The organism is Streptomyces sp. NPDC051064, from assembly GCF_044455985.1.
In the GTDB taxonomy this organism is placed as follows: domain Bacteria; phylum Actinomycetota; class Actinomycetes; order Streptomycetales; family Streptomycetaceae; genus Streptomyces.
The window spans coordinates 324,130-343,159 of sequence record NZ_JBITFK010000001.1 but is presented as its reverse complement, the minus strand read 5'-3'; the positions used below and the strand labels follow the sequence as shown (position 1 = coordinate 343,159).

The window sequence follows — 19,030 nt, the reverse complement described above, 5'->3', positions numbered from 1 at the left end:
CGGGTCCGGCGAAGGAGCGAGCGTGGCCGGACCGACGACCGCCCAGCGCGGTGAGGCCGAGCGGGCCGACACCCCGGCCCGCCCGCCGCACATCGGCCCCCAGGGGCGAAGACTGACGGGCCGTACGCGGCTCGTCCTGGCCGCTGTCGGCCTCGTGCTGACCGCCGCCGCCACGGTCTGGGTGCTCTACGGCTCGTCCTGGCTGAGGCTGGAGCGGGTCACGACCACCGGCACCGACGTGCTGACGCGGAGCGAGGTGGAGGCCGCCGCGGCGGCCCCGGTCGGATCACCGCTGATCTCCGTGGACACCGGGGTGATCGCGGACCGGTTGCGCCAGAAGTTGCCTCGTATCGACTCCGTGGATGTCGTACGGTCATGGCCACACGGTGTCAGCCTTAAGGTGACCGAACGGAAAGCGGTCCTGTTGGTCGAAAAGGGCGCAAAGTTCATTGAAGTGGACGCAAAAGGCGTGCGCTTCGCAACCGTGGACAGAGCGCCGACGCATGTACCGATGCTCGAATTGACGCCTGATCAGTCGGCCAGTCTGCGCCGCTTCGGCAGTGACCGTCTGCTGCGCGAAGCGGTCCGTGTCGCTGGGGACCTTCCGGGGCAGGTGGCGGGGGAGACCAAGACCGTGCGGGTCACCTCGTACGACTCCACCGTCCTCGAACTGACCCGGGGGCGGACCGTGATGTGGGGCAGTAGTGAGGAAGGGCCCGTGAAGGCGCGGGTGCTCACCGCTCTCATGAAAGCGTCACCCAAAGCGGGACACTTCGACGTGAGTGCTCCCACCGCCCCTGCGGTGTCGAAGAGTTGACGCACGTTTGGCCTGGCCAGCCCCCTGGTTGGTCAGCGCTACGGGTGATCACATAGGGTGAAAAGAAAAACGGGAGGTTCGGCGTGTTCGTTGAACGTGCGCCACTTGTCGACTTAGTGTCCTGTTCGGAAGAGTCCAAGAAGCAGACACACTGGTAACCCTAAACTTCAAGGTTAGGGTTTGGGTCGGCGTTCGGACCGACCCAATCGGCATCCGTCGTCGCGGCGGGACTACCGCGAAGCGACGACACGTAACTCGAGGCGAGAGGCCTTCGACGTGGCAGCACCGCAGAACTACCTCGCAGTCATCAAGGTCATCGGTGTCGGCGGCGGTGGTGTCAATGCCATCAACCGAATGATCGAGGTCGGTCTCAAGGGCGTCGAGTTCATCGCGATCAACACCGATGCGCAAGCACTGTTGATGAGCGACGCCGACGTCAAGCTCGACGTCGGCCGTGAACTCACCCGTGGCCTCGGCGCCGGGGCGAACCCGGCCGTCGGTCGTAAGGCGGCAGAGGACCACCGTGAGGAGATCGAGGAGGTCCTCAAGGGGGCCGACATGGTCTTCGTCACCGCCGGAGAAGGCGGCGGCACCGGCACCGGCGGCGCACCCGTCGTCGCCAACATCGCGCGCTCGCTGGGCGCCCTGACGATCGGCGTGGTCACCCGCCCGTTCACATTCGAGGGCCGGCGACGCGCGAACCAGGCGGAGGACGGCATCGCCGAGCTCCGCGAAGAGGTCGACACCCTCATCGTCATTCCCAACGACCGGCTGCTGTCCATCTCGGACCGCCAGGTCAGCGTGCTCGACGCGTTCAAGTCGGCCGACCAGGTGCTGCTCTCGGGTGTCCAGGGCATCACCGACCTCATCACCACCCCGGGTCTGATCAACCTCGACTTCGCCGACGTCAAGTCGGTCATGTCCGAGGCCGGATCGGCTCTCATGGGCATCGGATCCGCCCGCGGCGACGACCGCGCGGTGGCCGCCGCGGAGATGGCGATCTCCTCGCCGCTCCTGGAGGCGTCCATCGACGGCGCCCGCGGTGTCCTGCTCTCGATCTCCGGCGGCAGCGACCTCGGTCTCTTCGAGATCAACGAGGCCGCCCAGCTGGTGAGCGAGGCGGCCCACCCCGAGGCGAACATCATCTTCGGCGCGGTCATCGACGACGCGCTGGGCGACGAGGTGCGGGTCACCGTCATCGCCGCGGGCTTCGACGGCGGACAGCCGCCGGCCCGCCGGGAGAACGTCCTCGGATCCAGTGCCGGCAAGCGCGAGGAGTCGGCTCCGCCGGCCCGGACCGCCGAACCGGCCCGCCAGACCGGCGGACTGGGCTCCGTGCCCCCGCGCGAGGAGCCCCAGACGCCGGCCGAGCCGGCCCCGGTGGCGAACGAGACCTCGCTGCCGCCGGTCACCCCGCCGCACGTCCCGACGGCCCGTCCCTACCAGGACAACCAGGCCGAAGAGCTGGACGTACCGGACTTCTTGAAGTGATAGGTCCGCAGCACGCGGTGAAAGCCGCGGAGACTTCGGCGGGCGGCGCCCATTTCGCCTTCACCGACAGGTGGGGCGGAGTGAGCGCCGTTCCGTACGAGGAGCTCAACCTCGGCGGTGCGGTCGGCGACGATCCCGCCGCCGTCGGCGCGAACCGTGCGCGCGCAGCCCGCTCCCTCGGTCTCGACCCGGACCGGGTGGTCTGGATGAATCAGGTGCACGGGCGTGACGTGGCTGTGGTGGACGGCCCCTGGGGCGACACCGCTGACATCCCCGCGGTGGACGCGGTGGTGACGGCGCGGCGCGGACTCCCGCTCGCGGTGCTCACCGCCGACTGCACGCCCGTGCTGCTCGCCGATCCGGCGGCCGGTGTCGTCGCCGCCGCCCACGCGGGAAGGCCCGGTCTGGTCGCGGGAGTCGTACCGGCCGCGGTCGAGGCCATGATCGCACTCGGGGCGGAACCGTCCCGGATCACCGCGCACACCGGGCCGGCCGTCTGCGGACGGTGTTACGAGGTTCCGGAGCAGATGCGCGCGGAGGTCGCCGAGGCCGTCCCGGCGTCGTGGTCGGAGACCTCTTGGGGGACACCCGCGGTGGACGTCACGGCCGGGGTCCACGCCCAGCTCGCGGAGCTCGGCGTCGGGGACCTGCACAGCTCGCCGTTCTGCACCCTGGAGTCCGGCGACCATTTCTCGTACCGCCGCGACCGCACCACAGGACGGCTCGCCGGATATGTCTGGTTGGACTGATAGGGCATGACGGATCGCAGGGCTCAACTCGCGGCAAACCTGGCACAGGTGGAGGAGCGCATTGCTTCCGCCTGCGTCTCGGCCGGCCGCAAGCGGGAGGAAGTGACCCTCATCGTGGTCACCAAGACCTACCCCGCGAGCGATGTGCGCATTCTGCACGAACTCGGTGTGCGGCAGGTCGCGGAGAATCGTGATCAGGACGCGGCGCCAAAAGCCGAGGCTTGTGCGGATCTGTCACTCACATGGCACTTTGTCGGACAGTTGCAGACCAATAAGGTCCGGTCCGTGGCCGGTTATGCCGATGTGGTGCAGTCGGTGGACCGCGTGAAGCTGGTCACCGCACTCTCGGCGGCGGCGGTCCGGGGCGAGCGTGAGCTCGGCTGCCTCGTCCAGGTCGCCCTCGACGCCGAGAGCGGTGAGCGAGGGGACCGGGGCGGGGTCGCGCCGGACGCGATCGAGGAGTTGGCGGCCTCGGTGGAAGCGGCGGAAGGACTCAGACTCGACGGCCTGATGACCGTCGCCCCGCTCGCCGGTCCCTACGCCGGCCGGCAACGGGCCGCGTTCGACCGGCTGATGGAATTCTCATCCCGCCTGCGCGGGAACCATCCGGCTGCGAACATGGTCTCTGCTGGGATGAGCGCGGATCTCGAGGACGCCGTCGCGGCCGGGGCGACACATGTACGCGTCGGTACGGCGGTACTCGGAGTCCGACCCCGGCTCGGGTAACGTCGCGAAGCAAGTCGGACCACAGCAGAAAATATGGTCATTCCCGCTTGAAGCGGGCAGGCCGGAGTGGATCTCGGGCACTTGGTGACACGAATGCCGATCCACCACAGAGCGGAGGACTCGGAGCATGGCCGGCGCGATGCGCAAGATGGCGGTCTACCTCGGCCTCGTGGAGGACGATGGGTATGACGGTCCGGGGTTCGACCCCGACGACGAATTCGAACCCGAGCCGGAGCCCGAGCGGGACCGGCGGCGGCACCAGCCCGCGCATCCTGTGGAGCGGGAACGGGACGAACCGGTGCGATCGGTACAGCCGCCCGCGCCACGGGAACCGGTTCAGCTCCCGGCGGAAAGTGGACGACCCGCCCGAATCGCCCCCGTGGCATCCATCACACCTGACCGCCCGAACATGGAGAAGAACTCACCGGTGATCATGCCCAAGGTCGTGTCCGAGCGGGAGCCCTACAGGATCACCACGCTGCACCCCAGGACCTATAACGAGGCCCGTACCATCGGGGAACACTTCCGCGAAGGCACTCCGGTGATCATGAATCTCACGGAGATGGATGACACGGACGCGAAGCGACTTGTCGACTTTGCCGCGGGACTTGTCTTCGGTCTCCATGGCAGCATTGAGCGTGTGACGCAGAAGGTGTTCCTGTTGTCGCCTGCTAACGTCGATGTCACGGCGGAGGACAAGGCCCGCATCGCAGAGGGCGGGTTCTTCAACCAGAGCTGAGAACACCGGGAACAAACCCGGCCGGGTGGCCGGGGCTACGAGAGCCAGGGGAGAGGGAAGCGCGGGACATGGGCATCGCACTGGATGTGGTCTATATCGCGCTGATGTGTTTCCTCATCGTGCTGATCTTCCGGCTGGTCATGGACTATGTCTTCCAGTTCGCACGTTCATGGCAGCCAGGCAAGGCGATGGTGGTCGTTCTCGAGGGCACTTACACTGTCACGGATCCACCGCTGAAGCTTCTGCGGCGGTTCATACCGCCGTTGCGTCTCGGGGGCGTGGCACTTGACCTGTCCTTCTTCGTTCTGATGATCATCGTCTACATTCTGCTCAACCTCGTGGGCAAGCTTGCGAGCAGCGTGTGAACGATACGGTCTTGCCGACTGCCGACGACTACGTAGAGGTGAAGAAGAGATGCCGCTGACCCCCGAGGACGTGCGGAACAAGCAGTTCACGACCGTCCGTCTCCGAGAAGGCTATGACGAGGACGAGGTCGATGCCTTCCTCGACGAGGTCGAATCGGAACTGACCCGACTGCTCCGTGAGAACGAGGACCTGCGCGCCAAGCTGGCCGCGGCCACGCGTGCCGCCGCGCAGAACCAGCAGCAGCAGGGAATGCGTAAACCGCCGGAGCAGCAGGACCGGCCAGGGGCCCCGGTGCCCGCCGCCATATCTGGTCCGCCGGCACAGCAGCAGCAGCCCCCGCAGATGGGTCCCCCCCAGCTGCCCGGTGGAGCTCCGCAGCTGCCTGCCGGTCCCAGCGGCCATGGCCCCCAGGGTGGCCACGGTCCCGGTCCGCAGGGCCCGCACGGCCCCGGCCCGATGCAGGGCGGTCCCATGGGTGGCCCGATGGGTGGCCCGATGGGCGGTCACGCACCGCAGCAGCAGATGCAGCAGATGCAGCAGCAGCAGCAGATGCAGCAGCCCGGTCAGGGCGGTCCCGGTGGCGACAGCGCCGCCCGTGTCCTCTCCCTTGCTCAGCAGACCGCCGACCAGGCGATCGCGGAGGCCCGTTCCGAGGCCAACAAGATCGTCGGCGAGGCGCGCAGCCGTGCCGAGGGCCTCGAGCGTGACGCCCGTGCCAAGGCGGACGCCCTGGAGCGGGACGCGCAGGAGAAGCACCGCGTGGCGATGGGCTCGCTGGAGTCGGCCCGCGCGACGCTGGAGCGCAAGGTCGAGGACCTGCGTGGCTTCGAGCGTGAGTACCGGACCCGTCTGAAGTCCTACCTGGAGAGCCAGCTGCGTCAGCTGGAGACCCAGTCCGACGACTCGCTGGCTCCGCCGCGGACGCCCGCCGCCGCCTCGCTGCCGCCGTCGCCTTCGCTGGCTCCGGCCGGTGCGGGTGCGATGGGGCACACCATGGGTGGTAACCACGGTGGTCACGGCAACCAGCAGATGGGTGGCGGCAACCAGTCGATGGGCGGTGGCCCGTCGTACGGCGGCGGCCAGCAGCAGATGTCGCCCGCGATGACGCAGCCGATGGCACCGGTGCGGCCGCAGGCGCCGCAGCCGATGCAGCAGGCGCCGTCGCCGATGCGTGGGTTCCTGATCGACGAGGACGACAACTGAGCGGTTCGCGCTCGCGGAGCGCGTAGCCGTCGGCAGGCTGAGGGCCGGGCCCCGGGTTTTCCCGGGGCCCGGCCCTTTTGCGTGCCCTGTCCGCGGGTGGGCCGGCGGGCGGGGCGGGACGGGCCTCCCGGCGGGGGAGGGGCCGGCTGTCCAGGGGGTGAGCGACCTTGGCTCGGGTCTCCCGGCAGGGGAGCCGCCCCTCCCCTGCCGGGAGACCCGAGCCTGGGGCCGGGCTCCCCGGGGTCTGGGAGGCGCGGGATCGGGTCCGGGTGCCGGGGGTGGGGCGCCGGCCCGGGAAAGACGGAGCGGCCCGTCCATCCGGTCGGATGGGCGGGCCGCTCAGGTCGTGCGCGTCAGTGCTTGCGGAGGCGGAACGTGAGGGCGAGGCCCTCGTCCTCGAACGGGGCGCCGTACGTGTCGTCCGCCTCGCCCTGCGCGTAGTCCAGGGCCAGGACCTCGTCCGCGATCAGCGTCGCGTGGGCGGTCAGGGCCTCGGCCGTCGCGGGGGACGTGGACGTCCAGCGGACCGCGATCCGGTCCGCCACGTCCAGGCCGCTGTTCTTGCGTGCCTCCTGGATCAGCCGGATCGCGTCACGGGCGAGTCCGGCGGCCCGCAGCTCCGGGGTGATCTCCAGGTCCAGGGCGACCGTCGCGCCCGAGTCGGACGCCACCGACCAGCCCTCGCGGGGGGTCTCCGTGATGATGACCTCGTCGGGGGCGAGGGTGATCTGCTCCCCGTCGACCTCCACCGAGGCCGTGCCCTCGCGCAGCGCCAGGCTGAGCGCGGCGGCGTCGGCGTTCGCGACGGCCTTGGCCACCGCCTGGACGCCCTTGCCGAACCGCTTGCCCAGCGCGCGGAAGTTCGCCTTCGCCGTGGTGTCGACCAGCGAGCCGCCGACCTCCGAGAGCGAGGCAAGGGAGGAGACGTTCAGCTCCTCCGTGATCTGGGCGCGCAGCTCCGGTGTGAGCGACTCGAAGCCCGAGGCCGCGATCAGGGCCCGCGACAGCGGCTGCCGGGTCTTGACCCCCGACTCGGCACGCGTGGCGCGGCCGAGTTCCACCAGGCGGCGCACCAGCGCCATCTGCGAGGAGAGCGCGGGGTCGATCGCCGCCGGGTCCGCCTTCGGCCAGTCGGACAGGTGCACCGACTCCGGGGCGTCCGGGGTGACGGGGACGATCAGGTCCTGCCAGACCCGCTCCGTGATGAACGGCGTCAGCGGGGCCAGCAGCCGGGTGATCGTCTCCACGACCTCGTGCAGCGTGCGCAGCGCCGCCTTGTCGCCCTGCCAGAAACGTCGGCGCGAGCGGCGGACGTACCAGTTGGACAGGTCGTCGACGAAGGCCGAGAGCAGCTTGCCGGCGCGCTGGGTGTCGTAACCCTCCAGAGCCTTGGTGACCCCGTCCACCAGGGCGCCGAGCTCGCTCAGCAGCCAGCGGTCCAGGACCGTGCGGTCGGCGGGGGCCGGGTCGGCCGCCGACGGCGCCCAGTTCGACGTACGGGCGTACAGGGCCTGGAAGGCCACCGTGTTCCAGTACGTGAGGAGCGTCTTGCGGACAACCTCCTGGATCGTGCCGTGGCCCACCCGGCGTGCGGCCCAGGGGGAGCCGCCCGCCGCCATGAACCAGCGGACCGCGTCGGCGCCGTGCTGGTCCATCAGCGGGATCGGGTCGAGGGTGTTGCCCAGGTGCTTGGACATCTTCCGGCCGTCCTCGGCGAGGATGTGGCCCAGGCAGACCACGTTCTCGTAACTGGACTTGTCGAAGACGAGCGTGCCGACCGCCATCAGCGTGTAGAACCAGCCGCGGGTCTGGTCGATGGCCTCCGAGATGAACTGCGCCGGATAGCGGGACTCGAAGACCTCCTTGTTCTTGTACGGGTAGCCCCACTGCGCGAACGGCATCGAACCCGAGTCGTACCAGGCGTCGATGACCTCCGGGACGCGGTACGCCTCCAGCTGGCAGTTCTCGTGCGAGCAGGTGAACGTGATCTCGTCGACGAACGGCCGGTGCGGGTCCAGTCCCGACTGGTCGGCGCCGGTCAGCTCCGACAGCTCGGCGCGGGAGCCCACGCAGGTCAGGTGGTTGTCCTCGCAGCGCCAGATCGGCAGCGGGGTGCCCCAGTAGCGGTTACGCGACAGCGCCCAGTCGACGTTGTTGGTCAGCCAGTCCCCGAAGCGTCCGTTCTTGACCGAGTCCGGGAACCAGTTGGTCTTCTCGTTCTCCTGGAGCAGCCGGTCCTTGACCGCAGTCGTGCGGATGTACCAGGACGGCTGCGCGTAGTACAGCAGGGCCGTGTGGCAGCGCCAGCAGTGCGGGTAACTGTGCTCGTACGGGACGTGGCGGAACAGCTTGCCGCGCGCGGCCAGATCCTCGGTGAGAGCCTCGTCGGCCTTCTTGAAGAAGACGCCGCCGACCAGCGGGAGGTCCTCCTCGAAGGTCCCGTCGGGACGGACCGGGTTGACGACCGGCAGGCCGTACGCGCGGCAGACGAGGAGGTCGTCGGCGCCGAAGGCGGGGGACTGGTGGACCAGACCCGTGCCGTCCTCGGTCGTGACGTACTCGGCGTTGACGACGTAGTGCGCCTCGCTCGGGAACTCGACGAGCTGGAACGGGCGTTCGTACGTCCAGCGCTCCATCTCGCGGCCGGTGAAGGTCTCGCCGGTGAGCTCCCAGCCCTCGCCGAGCGCCTTCCCGACCAGCGGCCGCGCCACGACGAGCTTCTCCTCGCCGTTCGTCGCGACCACGTAGTCGACGTCGGGGTGCGCGGCGACGGCGGTGTTGGAGACCAGGGTCCACGGCGTGGTCGTCCAGACCAGCAGCGCGGCCTCGCCGGCCAGCGGGCCGGACGTGAGCGGGAAGCGCACGAAGACCGAGGGGTCGACGACCGTCTCGTAGCCCTGGGCCAGCTCGTGGTCGGAGAGGCCGGTGCCGCAGCGGGGGCACCAGGGGGCGACGCGGTGGTCCTGGACCAGCAGGTCCTTGTTGAAGATCTCCTTCAGCGACCACCACACGGAGTCGACGTACTCGGGGTCCATCGTGCGGTAGGCGTCGTCCAGGTCGACCCAGTAACCCATGCGGGTCGTGAGCTCACTGAACGCGTCGGTGTGGCGGGTCACGGACTCACGGCACTTCGCGTTGAACTCGGCGATGCCGTAGGCCTCGATGTCCTTCTTGCCGTTGAAGCCCAGCTCCTTCTCCACCGCGAGCTCGACCGGCAGGCCGTGACAGTCCCAGCCGGCCTTGCGGCCGACGTGGTAGCCCTGCATGGTGCGGAAGCGCGGGAAGACGTCCTTGAAGACGCGGGCCTCGATGTGGTGGGCCCCGGGCATGCCGTTGGCCGTCGGGGGGCCCTCGTAGAAGACCCACTCGGGGCGGCCCTCGGACTGTTCGAGGCTCTTGTCGAAGACCTTGCTGTCGCGCCAGAAGTCGAGCACGGCGTGCTCGAGGGCGGGCAGGTCGACCTGGGCGGGTACCTGGCGGTACTGCGGCGATGTCATGTGCGGGCTTCCTCCGGCGGACGTCTTCCACTTCCGTCGGAGGGACGAGAGCCTGGTCAGCCCCCGCGGTACCACCCTCCTTGGCCCCGGGCATGCACCCGTGGCCCCCTCATTGGGGTCGCGATGCCGGGTCTAGTCGCTCTGTGTCCGCGGGCCGGGCCCACTGTCCAAAGCTTTCTTCCGGCGGCTCAGGGCTGATCTTCACGGCGCGCTCGCCCCCGGGCTTCCACCGTCCCCGGGTCGCTCCTGGCTGCGTACGACGCTACTCGTCCCATCCATGCCTCTCGCTGGGGCCAGTGTACGGGCCCTCGCGGGCGACGGCCGACCGGTTTTCGACCGACGGGTACGTGGAAGGCGCTTGCACCCGAATGGCCAGTCGGGGCGGACGGAGTCTCCGGAGGGTGCGCGAGGACGGATTACCGGGCGGGGAGCTGGGCACAACGGTTGCAGGCGCGCCACCGACCGGCAGCGGGAGGGGGCGAACCGGCGGCGTGCCCCGTTGCCGCGGAGCTGGGGTCGATTTATCGTCCCAGCACGATTCGCGTGCAAGATCACAATATGTGAAGGGGCCGCGGCCATGGTGGCGAAGAAGACCGCCGCATCGAGATCGGCGTCCGAGAGATCCACGGCTGCGGCTGCCGAGGAGAAGGCCGCCGGGAAGAGGACGGCGGACCATCCGCCGGGACCGGAACAGGCCGGTCAGGACCCGGCGCATCACGAGCCGGCGAAGAAGAGCACGGCCAAGAAGAGCACGGCCAAGAAGAGCACGGCCAAGAAGAGCGCAGCCAAGAAGGCGTCGAAGAAGGCCACGGGGGCGGCCCAGGCCGCCGAGCAGACAGGAGCCCACACGGTGGTAGCCAAGAAGAGCGCGGCCCGGACCACGGCTGTAGGAGAGGGCACCGCGACCGCGGTCCCCCCGGCCAGGGCCGGCGTCACGACGGCGCCCGGAGACCTGGCGGTCAGGCCGGGGGAGGACCCCTGGACCCCGGAGGAGGTCGACGCGGCGCGGACCGAGCTGGCCGGCGAGGTCCTGCGGCTGCGCACCGAGCTGGAGGCGTCGGGCGCGGCGCTGGCCGGCCTGATGCGCGACTCGGGGGACGGAGCGGGGGACGACGACGCGGACACCGGCACGAAGAACATCACCAGGGAGCACGAGCTCTCCCTGGCGGCCCACGCCCAGGAGACCCTGGACCAGACCGAGCGGGCGCTCGCCAGGCTCGACGCGGGCACCTACGGGCTCTGCGAGGTCTGCGGCAAGCCGATCGGCAAGGCGCGGATGCAGGCCTTCCCCCGGGCCACGCTCTGCGTGGAGGACAAGCAGAAGCAGGAGCGTCGCGGCTAGGAGCCGCCTTCCGTCCGGGTCGGGGCCCGACCCGGACGGAAGACCTCAAGGGCCGTGGAAGCCTGGGAGCTCCGGGTCCTGACGCCCCTGATCCCCCGGGTGTGTCGTACCCTCGTCCTCAGTCAGGCACCTAGGTTGAGGGACTCACGTGGCAGAGGCGGAGCGCATCATCGGTACGCCGGACATCCCTGATGCCGAGGGGGCCGACGGGGCTGAGCCCCAGCAGCCCGCCGGGGGCTCGAGCCCGGCAGGGAGCGACGAGCCCGGCAGCGGCCGGGGCAGGAAGAAGATCCTGGTACTGCTCGGTGTGGCCGTCCTGGCCTACCTCCTGGACCTGATCAGCAAGATGATCGTGGTCGCGAAGCTGGAGCACGAGGAGCCGATCGAGATCTTCGGCGACTGGCTGAAGCTCGACGCGATCCGCAACGCGGGCGCCGCATTCGGGATCGGTGAGGCATTCACCGTGATCTTCACAGCCATCGCGGCCATCGTGATCATCGTGATCGTCCGGCTCGCCCGCAAGCTCTACAGCCTGCCCTGGGCCATCGCCCTCGGCCTGCTGCTCGGCGGAGCGCTCGGCAACCTCACCGACCGCGTCTTCCGCGCGCCCGGGGTCTTCGAGGGCGCGGTGGTCGACTTCATCGCCCCCGCGCACTTCGCCGTCTTCAACCTCGCCGACTCGGCGATCGTCTGCGGCGGAATCCTCATCGTGATCCTTTCCTTCAAGGGCCTGGACCCCGACGGCACCGTGCACAAGGACTAGCGGGCGCAAGGCATACTCGACTGGTGAGTACGTATCCCGAGGTCCGCACCCTGCCCGTACCCGACGGCCTGGAGGGCGAGCGTGTCGACGCCGCCATCTCCCGGATGTTCGGTTTCTCCCGCACCAAGGCCGCCGAGCTGGCCGCTGCCGGGAAGGTCCAGGTGGACGGCGCGGTGGCCGGGAAGTCCGAGCGGGTGCACGGCGGTGCCTGGCTGGAAGTGGAGATGCCCCAGGCACCCGCTCCGGTCCAGGTCGTCGCCGAGCCCGTCGAGGGCATGGAGATCGTCCATGACGACGACGACATAGTCGTCATCATGAAGCCGGTCGGCGTCGCCGCCCACCCCAGCCCCGGCTGGACCGGCACCACCGTCATCGGTGGCCTCGCCGCGGCCGGCTACCGCATCTCGACGTCGGGCGCCGCCGAGCGCCAGGGCATCGTGCACCGGCTGGACGTCGGAACCTCCGGCCTGATGGTCGTGGCCAAGTCCGAGCGGGCGTACACCCTGCTCAAGGCGCAGTTCCGCGACCGGGTCGTCGAGAAGAAGTACCACGCCCTCGTGCAGGGCCACCCCGACCCGATGAGCGGCACCATCGACGCCCCCATCGGCCGTCACCCGCAGCACGACTACAAGTGGGCCGTCACCGCCGAGGGCAAGCCCTCCGTGACGCACTACGACCTCATCGAGGCCTACCGAGCGGCCAGCCTGCTCGACATCAAGCTGGAGACCGGGCGCACGCACCAGATCCGCGTTCACATGTCCGCGCACCGCCACCCGTGCGTCGGCGACCTGACCTACGGAGCCGACCCCACGCTGGCCAAGCGCCTCGGCCTGACCCGGCAGTGGCTGCACGCGGTCCGGCTCGGCTTCGAGCACCCGGCCGACGGCGGCTGGGTCGAATTCGAGAGCGTCTACCCGGACGACCTGCGCCACGCCCTCGACACGATCGCCGCGGAGAGCGAATGAACCCCGGGGCGGCCCCGTACAGCACCCGCAGGGCCCTCGGCGAGAGCGACCTCGCGGCGTGCTTCCAGATCCGCAAGGACGTCTTCGTCGGCGAGCAGCAGGTCCCCGAGGAGATCGAGTACGACGCCCATGACGCTTCCGCGGTGCACGTCATCGCCGTAGCCGCGGACGGCTCCGCGCTCGGCACGGGACGGCTGCTGCACGGTGAGGACGCGGCGGACAGGACCGGCGGCGACCTGACCGTGGGTTCGCTCGGCCGGCTCGCCGTGACCCGCGAGGCCCGTGGACTGGGCGTCGGGGCCGCACTGGTCCGCGCCATTGAGGAGCAGGCCCGCACGCTCGGCCTGGCCGCCGTGGACCTGCACGCCCAGACGCAGGCGCTCGGCTTCTACGAGCGGCTCGGCTACGCGGCCTACGGCCCCGAGTTCCCGGACGCCGGGATCCCGCACCGGGCCATGCGCCGCGCGCTCTGACCCGCGCGGCCCTCAGGGGGCTGCCGCAGGTCCGCGGGCTGCTCGTGACAGGCTGGAAGCTCTGACCGGCTGATCAACACACGGGCCAGGAGGCCCGCGCGCGCTGCGGAAGGCACAACGTGGACCAGATGGCGCTCCTGCTCCTGCTCCTGCTCGGAGCGGTGGTCACGGTGCCGCTCGGGGAGCGCCTGCGTCTCCCGGCGCCGATCCTGATGACCCTCGCCGGGATCGTCATGGCCTTCGCCAGTTTCGTGCCCGACGTGGACATCCCGCCGGAGTTCATCCTCCCCGCCCTCCTGCCGCCGTTGCTCTACGCCTCCGTGCAGCGCACCTCCTGGCGGCAGTTCGCGGCCAACCGACGGCCGATCTTCCTGCTGGCCGTCGCCCTCGTCTTCGTCACCACGGCGGCCGTCGCGGCCGTCGCGAACGCGCTGGTACCCGGTCTGCCGATCGCGGCCGCCGTGGCCCTGGGGGCGCTCGTCGCCCCGCCCGATCCGGTCGCGGCGACGGCCGTGGCCGGCTCGGTCGGGCTGCCGCGCCGGCTCGTCTCGATCCTGGAGGGCGAGGGGCTGTTCAACGACGTCACGGCCATCGTCCTCTACCACGTGGCGATCGCCGCCGCCGTCAGCGGCACCTTCTCGCTGCCGGCCGCGTTCGGACTGCTCATCCTCTCCGCCGTCGTCGCCGTGGTGGTCGGCCTGGTGCTCGGCTGGCTCACCATCAAACTCATGGGGTACCTGGGAGACACCACCCTCCAGGTCGGCCTGACCCTCCTCGTGCCGTTCGTCAGTTACGTACTCGCAGAGGAGCTGATGGGCTCTGGCGTGCTCGCCGTCCTGACCACCGCGCTCTTCCTCGCGGAGCACACCGCGGACGCCGACGACGTCCTCGGGCGGCTCACCGGCCGGTCCTTCTGGGAGATCGTCGACACCCTCATCACCGGCGTCGCCTTCGGCCTGATCGGCCTCGAACTCCACAACGTCTTCGGCACCGCCGACGGACACGAACTGCGCCTGCTGGGCTGGGGTCTCGCCGTCGCCGCGGTCGTCATCGGCGTCCGGCTCCTCTGGCTGCTGCCCGCCGCCTGGCTCGCCAAGCGGCTGCACACCCGGCGTGACGTCAGCGAGGAGATCCCCACCGGCGTGCGCGAGACCGTCATCATGTGGTGGGCGGGGATGCGGGGAGTCGCCTCCGTCGCGCTGGCGCTGGCGATCCCGCTGGAGACGGACGACGGCAAGCCGTTCCCCGGCCGGGACGAGATCGTCTTCATCGCCTTCGTCGTCATCATGGTGACCCTCGTCCTCCAGGGCCTGACCCTGCCGTGGCTCGTGCGCAAGCTCGGCGTCCGGGCGGACACCGAGGCCGAACAGGCACTGGAGCGCGACCTCGCGATCCGGGCGGCCAAGGCGGCCAAGAGCCGCCTCAAGGAGGTCCAGGACACCGAGGGACTCCCCGAGGAGGTCTTGGAGCGGCTGCAGCGCGCCGCGTACGACATCGGGGCGCGGATCAGCCCCGACATGGTCGACGAGGAACGGCGCGAGGCGTACGCGCAGCGCGCCGAGCGCTTCAAGGAGGTCGCCCGGATCCAGCGCGAGATGATGTCCGCCGCCCGTCACGCGGTGCTCGCCGCGCGCAGCGAGCCCGGATCGGACCCCGAGGTGGTGGACCGGGTGCTGCGCTACCTGGACGTACGCAGCCTGCGCTGACCGGCCCACCCGCCCGGGGACCGCTCAGCCACGTCCTGTGCGGGGCGCCTTGCCCGGGGTCGGCACATGGCCGTTGGACGACGTCAGGTCGGTGTCCGCACCCGTCAGCTCCCGCCAGTGGTCTCCCGGCGGCAGCGCCGCCGGCGACGTCACGATCCGGGGCAGCGCGTACGGGTGGTTGTCCCGGAGCCAGCCGATCATCTGCTCCCGCACCGCGCAGCGCACCGTCCAGATGTCGTCCGCGTCCTTCGCGGTCACCACCGCCCGCACCTCGATCGTGGTCGGGGTGGTGTCCGTGACGGCCAGGGACCAGTCGCGGCCGTCCCAGGCGGCGCACTCACCGAGGATGTCGCGCAGCCGGTCACGCATCGCCGCGACCGGGGCCGAGTGGTCGAGCTGGAAGAAGACGGTGCCGGTCATCTGCACGCCGCCGCGCGACCAGTTCTCGAACGGGTTGCTCGTGAAGTAGGACACGGGCATCGTGAACCGCCGCTCGTCCCAGGTCCGCACGGTGAGGAAGGTCAGGGTGATCTCCTCCACCGTGCCCCATTCCCCGTCCACCACCACGGTGTCACCGAGCCGCACCATGTCGCCGAAGGCGATCTGGAAGCCGGCGAAGAGGTTGCCGAGCGTCGACTGGGCCGCGACACCGGCGACGATGCCGAGCACACCGGCCGAGGCCAGCATCGAGGTGCCGACGGTCTGCATCGCGGGGAAGGTGAGCAGCATCGCCGCGACCGCGACCGTCGCCACCACCGCGGTGACCACACGCTGGATCAGCGTGACCTGGGTCCGGACCCGGCGGACGCGCGCGGGATCGCGGGTGGAGGTCGCGTAACGGGCGTACGAGGACTGGACGATCGTGGCGGCTACGCGGATCACCAGCCACGCCGACGCCGCGATCAGCACCAGGGTCAGGACCTGCCCGATCGCGTCCCGGTTGTCCCGCACGACGTCGAGCCGGAGCTGGTCGAAGCTGGCCCTCAGCAGCGCCGTGCAGAGCACCACCTGCATGGGCGGACGGCAGAGCCGCAGCAGGCCCCAGAGAGGGGTCTCGTGATGGCGGCTGTCGGCGCGGCGCAGCAGCAGGTCGACCAGCCACCCCACCAGCAGGGTGATCAGCAGCGACCCGCCCAGCACGAGCAACGGCCGCAGTACGTTCTCCATTCCGTCGTCCTCCAAGAGTCGGTGCAGGCCTGGCACCATGGACCGCATGAACATCATGCTTTTCCACTCGATCTACGGCCTGAGGCCGGCCGTGCACGCTTCCGCCGAGCGGCTGCGCGCAGCGGGGCACGAGGTGCGCGTGCCCGATCTCTTCGAGGGGCACACCTTCGAAACGGTCGAGGACGGAATGGCCTTCAAGGAACAGGTGGGCAAGGAGGAGCTGCTCAAGCGCGCCGTCCTGGCCGCGGCGCCGTACTCCGACCAGGGCCTCGTGTACGCGGGATTCTCGTTCGGCGCGTCCGTGGCGCAAACCCTCTCGCTCGGCGACGCCAAGGCCCGCGGCCTGCTGCTGCTCCACGGCACGTCGGACATCGCAGAGAACGCCTCGGTGGACGAGCTGCCCGTACAGCTGCACGTCGCCGACCCCGACGTGTTCGAGTCGCCGGACTGGCTGAACAGCTGGTACCTCCAGATGCAGCGGACCGGGGCCGACGTCGAGATCTACCGCTATCCCGGGGCCGGGCACCTCTACACCGACCCCGATCTGCCCGACTTCGACCAGGACGCCGCCGACCTGACCTGGAAGGTGGCGCTCGGCTTCCTCGCCACGCTGTAGCCGTCGCGAGGGCCCCCGCACCGAGGTGCGGGGGCCCTGTCCGCGAGGGTGGTGCCGGGGGGTCAGCCTGCCCGGTAGGCGGTCCAGCTGTCGGACATGCGCTGCACCTGGCCCGCGGTGAACTGGTACATGCACGCGTCGTACGTGTAGTCCATGAAGTTGTGGATCGGGTCCACCCCGGTCTTGCTCGCGCAGGTGTCGCGGCCGGTGGGGCACTCGAAGGCCGCGCTCTTCTCGGCCGGGGTGTCGGCGACGTAGTCGCCGTTCCCGTTACAGCCGCCCTGGAAGGTGTGGTAGAGGCCCAGCCAGTGGCCGACCTCGTGGGTGGCCGTGTCGCCCTCGTCGTAGTTGGCCGCAGCGCCGCCCGGCAGCGAGGAGTCGAGGACCACTACGCCGTCCATCGACGGGCTGGAGTTGTAGGAGCTGGGGAAGGTGGCCCAGCCCAGGAGGCCGCCGCCCAGGTTGGCGGTGTAGACGTTGAGCGCGCCGGCGCCGCCCTTGCGCAGCGCCGACTTCATGGCCTTCTCGGCGGTGGACCCGGAGCTCAGGTTGTACCAGGCGGCGTTGTCCGTGTAATCCGTGGCGGCGAGGGTGAAGCGGAAACCGGAGTCGGTGTTGCCGGTTCCCTGGCCGCTGTAGGCGGCATTGAGGACGCTGAGCTGGTTGTTGATCTGCGTCGAGGTGAGCTTGCCGGTCGTCCCGGAGTGGATCACGTGGAAGTAGACCGGGACGGTCGCCCCCGCGGCGAGCGCCGAGCCGTTGACTCTTCGGTCCGCCAGTTTCTCTCTGAGGTCCGTGTCCATGGCCTTGGCCTTGGCCGCGCTGACCTCGTTGGGCTCGGCGGCGTGGTCGGACCCGCCGGGGCGGGCCTCACGCGCCGCCGCGTTCGTGGTGGTGGCGCACTTCTCCGCGGACGGCGCCGAGGCGACGGCGGCCCCAGGCGCGGTGGAGAGCGGAGTCAGAGCCAGGGTTCCGGCCAGGACGGCCATGCTCAGAGCGGGACGACGCAGACGGGGCGATATGCGTACAAGAGCGCGCACGGTGACTCCTCGCGGACATGTGGGGGAGGTACTTCCTCACCCGCCGCGGGGAGATTACGTGGCCATGTCATGCATGGAAGAGGGCCTAACAGGCCCAATCAATGCTGGGGCGTAAAGGGGCAATGCCGAGAAAAGCTTCGGCGCGCCCCAGGGTTTGAGACGAGAACGTCATGCGGGGCGCTACTTTCGCAGGTGATGTGTCCGCATTCGGAATCGTGGACAGAGTGGCCGACATGACGACGTGTCACTGTGTTAACAGAGTGGCGGGTGGCTGGAAATGATCGGTCGGTGCACCGCGACGTCGGCCTTTTCGATCTTCCGCGCCCGCTGAGCGCACTGCACAGCTGATTGCCCCTGCCGGAGGGGTGAGCGAACAGGCGGGCGAACAAAAGAGTTCGCCCGCCTGTTCGCCGAATGCCGCGTGGAGTGACGCCCGTCGCCCCTACCGGGCGGCGGAATCGCCTGTCGGGCCCTGCCGCGCCGGACCCGCCCGGCAGGCGCGTGTCAGCCCTTCAGCGCCTTGGTGATGGCCGTGTTGAACTCGGGCACGGTCATGGGGGCGTTCTCGCTGCCCTCGCCGGTGAGCGTCTTGCCGTCCATCTTGAGGGTCGGCGTGCCCTGCACCCCGCTCTTGTCGAATGCCTTGGACATCTTGATCGCCCAGGCGTCGTACGTGCCGTCCTCGACGTCCTTCTGGAACGCCTTGTTGCCCTTCAGCGCGTCCACCGAGTCCGCCACCTCGATCAGGTAGCTGTCCTTGGCGAACTTGTCCTCGGTCTCCGCGGGGTGGAACTTCGCGGAGTACAGCGCGCTCTTGTACTCCAGGAAGGCGTCGGGGCTCACGTTCAGCGCGGCGCCGAGCGCGCTCAGGGCGTTCTTCGAGCCCTCGCCGCTGTCCGAGTTGTCGATGAAGGTGGCACCCACGTACTTGATCTTGTACTTGCCTGCCTCGACGTCCTTGGCCACCGTCTCGCCGACCGCCTGCTCGAACGTGGCGCAGATCGGGCAGCGCGAGTCCTCGTACAGCTCCAGGGTCTTCTTGGCGCTCGACTCGCCGATCACGACGGTCGTGCCGTCGTCACCCGAGGCGTTCTTGGGCGCGGTGACGTTCTTCGCGTCCCCGGCGGCCTCCCAGGCGGAGGGCTTGTTCAGCTGCATCACGCCGTAGCTGACACCGCCGGCGATCGCCAGCACGGCCACGATCGAAACGCCGACGACGATCTGCTTGCGTGCCTTGTCCTTCTTGGCCTGGCGCTCGCGCTCCTCGCGCAGCCGCTCGCGGGCGGCGGACTTGTTGGCCTGGTTGTTGCGCTTGCTCATGAGGGTGCTCCGTAAGGCATGGGATGGCTCAGGGGTGTCTTTCCGCGTGC

General features: G+C 69.8%; 17 protein-coding genes. 13 read left to right on the top strand and 4 right to left on the bottom strand.

From position 1 onward, the window contains the following. Positions 1–22: 22 nt before the first annotated feature. The 7 genes from ACIBCU_RS01585 to ACIBCU_RS01555 all read left to right on the top strand — a co-directional run bounded on the left by ACIBCU_RS01585 (position 23) and on the right by ACIBCU_RS01555 (position 6,091). Positions 23–817, top strand: a complete 795-nt coding sequence (locus ACIBCU_RS01585) for an FtsQ-type POTRA domain-containing protein (RefSeq protein ID WP_362930439.1) — start codon at positions 23–25, stop codon at positions 815–817. 276 nt (positions 818–1,093) lie between these two features. Then, on the top strand, positions 1,094–2,308 hold the full coding sequence (gene ftsZ, locus ACIBCU_RS01580; protein WP_362930437.1) for a cell division protein FtsZ: 1,215 nt from the start codon (positions 1,094–1,096) through the stop codon (positions 2,306–2,308). Between the two features lie 17 nt (positions 2,309–2,325). Further along, entirely contained in the window at positions 2,326–3,057 is a 732-nt protein-coding gene (gene pgeF / locus ACIBCU_RS01575) for a peptidoglycan editing factor PgeF (RefSeq protein WP_399228471.1), read from the top strand. Positions 3,058–3,063: 6 nt separating this feature from the next. Next, positions 3,064–3,783, top strand: coding sequence for a YggS family pyridoxal phosphate-dependent enzyme (locus tag ACIBCU_RS01570; protein ID WP_399228470.1), 720 nt, complete (start codon positions 3,064–3,066; stop codon positions 3,781–3,783). Positions 3,784–3,910: 127 nt separating this feature from the next. Next, complete coding sequence (locus ACIBCU_RS01565) at positions 3,911–4,522, top strand: cell division protein SepF (protein ID WP_362930431.1); 612 nt, start codon at positions 3,911–3,913, stop codon at positions 4,520–4,522. A 68-nt stretch (positions 4,523–4,590) separates the two neighbouring features. Further along, positions 4,591–4,887, top strand: a complete 297-nt coding sequence (locus tag ACIBCU_RS01560) for a YggT family protein (protein ID WP_104789816.1) — start codon at positions 4,591–4,593, stop codon at positions 4,885–4,887. A gap of 49 nt (positions 4,888–4,936) precedes the next feature. Continuing rightward, positions 4,937–6,091 carry a DivIVA domain-containing protein gene (locus ACIBCU_RS01555; protein ID WP_362930428.1) on the top strand — a complete coding sequence of 385 codons (1,155 nt, stop codon included), beginning with the start codon at positions 4,937–4,939 and terminating at the stop codon, positions 6,089–6,091. 353 nt (positions 6,092–6,444) lie between these two features. On the opposite strand, the gene ileS is transcribed toward ACIBCU_RS01555, so the two are convergent. Then, complete coding sequence (ileS, locus tag ACIBCU_RS01550) at positions 6,445–9,588, bottom strand: isoleucine--tRNA ligase (protein WP_399228466.1); 3,144 nt, start codon at positions 9,586–9,588, stop codon at positions 6,445–6,447. Positions 9,589–10,165: 577 nt separating this feature from the next. On the opposite strand from ileS, the gene ACIBCU_RS01545 reads away from it, so the two are divergent. The 5 genes from ACIBCU_RS01545 (at position 10,166) to ACIBCU_RS01525 (ending at position 14,837) form a co-directional block, all read left to right on the top strand. After that, a complete protein-coding gene (locus ACIBCU_RS01545; protein WP_362930424.1) occupies positions 10,166–10,930 on the top strand; it encodes a TraR/DksA C4-type zinc finger protein in 765 nt (254 codons plus the stop codon). Between the two features lie 148 nt (positions 10,931–11,078). After that, entirely contained in the window at positions 11,079–11,693 is a 615-nt protein-coding gene (lspA, locus tag ACIBCU_RS01540; RefSeq protein WP_399228463.1) for a signal peptidase II, read from the top strand. Between the two features lie 23 nt (positions 11,694–11,716). Beyond that, a complete protein-coding gene (locus ACIBCU_RS01535) occupies positions 11,717–12,658 on the top strand; it encodes an RluA family pseudouridine synthase (protein ID WP_362930420.1) in 942 nt (313 codons plus the stop codon). Beyond that, positions 12,655–13,131, top strand: coding sequence for a GNAT family N-acetyltransferase (locus ACIBCU_RS01530; protein ID WP_362930418.1), 477 nt, complete (start codon positions 12,655–12,657; stop codon positions 13,129–13,131). The genes ACIBCU_RS01535 and ACIBCU_RS01530 overlap by 4 nt, the downstream gene beginning before the upstream one ends. Positions 13,132–13,250: 119 nt before the next feature. Beyond that, on the top strand, positions 13,251–14,837 hold the full coding sequence (locus ACIBCU_RS01525; protein ID WP_362930416.1) for a Na+/H+ antiporter: 1,587 nt from the start codon (positions 13,251–13,253) through the stop codon (positions 14,835–14,837). 24 nt (positions 14,838–14,861) lie between these two features. Here the strand turns inward: ACIBCU_RS01525 and ACIBCU_RS01520 are convergent, their stop codons facing one another. After that, positions 14,862–16,004 carry a mechanosensitive ion channel domain-containing protein gene (locus ACIBCU_RS01520; protein WP_362930414.1) on the bottom strand — a complete coding sequence of 381 codons (1,143 nt, stop codon included), beginning with the start codon at positions 16,002–16,004 and terminating at the stop codon, positions 14,862–14,864. Between the two features lie 37 nt (positions 16,005–16,041). On the opposite strand from ACIBCU_RS01520, the gene ACIBCU_RS01515 reads away from it, so the two are divergent. Next, the gene (locus ACIBCU_RS01515) at positions 16,042–16,620 is read left to right on the top strand and encodes a dienelactone hydrolase family protein (RefSeq protein WP_362930412.1); all 579 of its coding nucleotides are present in this window, start codon (positions 16,042–16,044) and stop codon (positions 16,618–16,620) included. A 62-nt stretch (positions 16,621–16,682) separates the two neighbouring features. Here the strand turns inward: ACIBCU_RS01515 and ACIBCU_RS01510 are convergent, their stop codons facing one another. Both ACIBCU_RS01510 and ACIBCU_RS01505 read right to left on the bottom strand, forming a co-directional pair. After that, on the bottom strand, positions 16,683–17,609 hold the full coding sequence (locus ACIBCU_RS01510) for a zinc metalloprotease (protein WP_362930572.1): 927 nt from the start codon (positions 17,607–17,609) through the stop codon (positions 16,683–16,685). A gap of 555 nt (positions 17,610–18,164) precedes the next feature. Then, positions 18,165–18,980, bottom strand: coding sequence for a thioredoxin domain-containing protein (locus tag ACIBCU_RS01505; RefSeq protein WP_399228459.1), 816 nt, complete (start codon positions 18,978–18,980; stop codon positions 18,165–18,167). Positions 18,981–19,030: the final 50 nt, after the last annotated feature.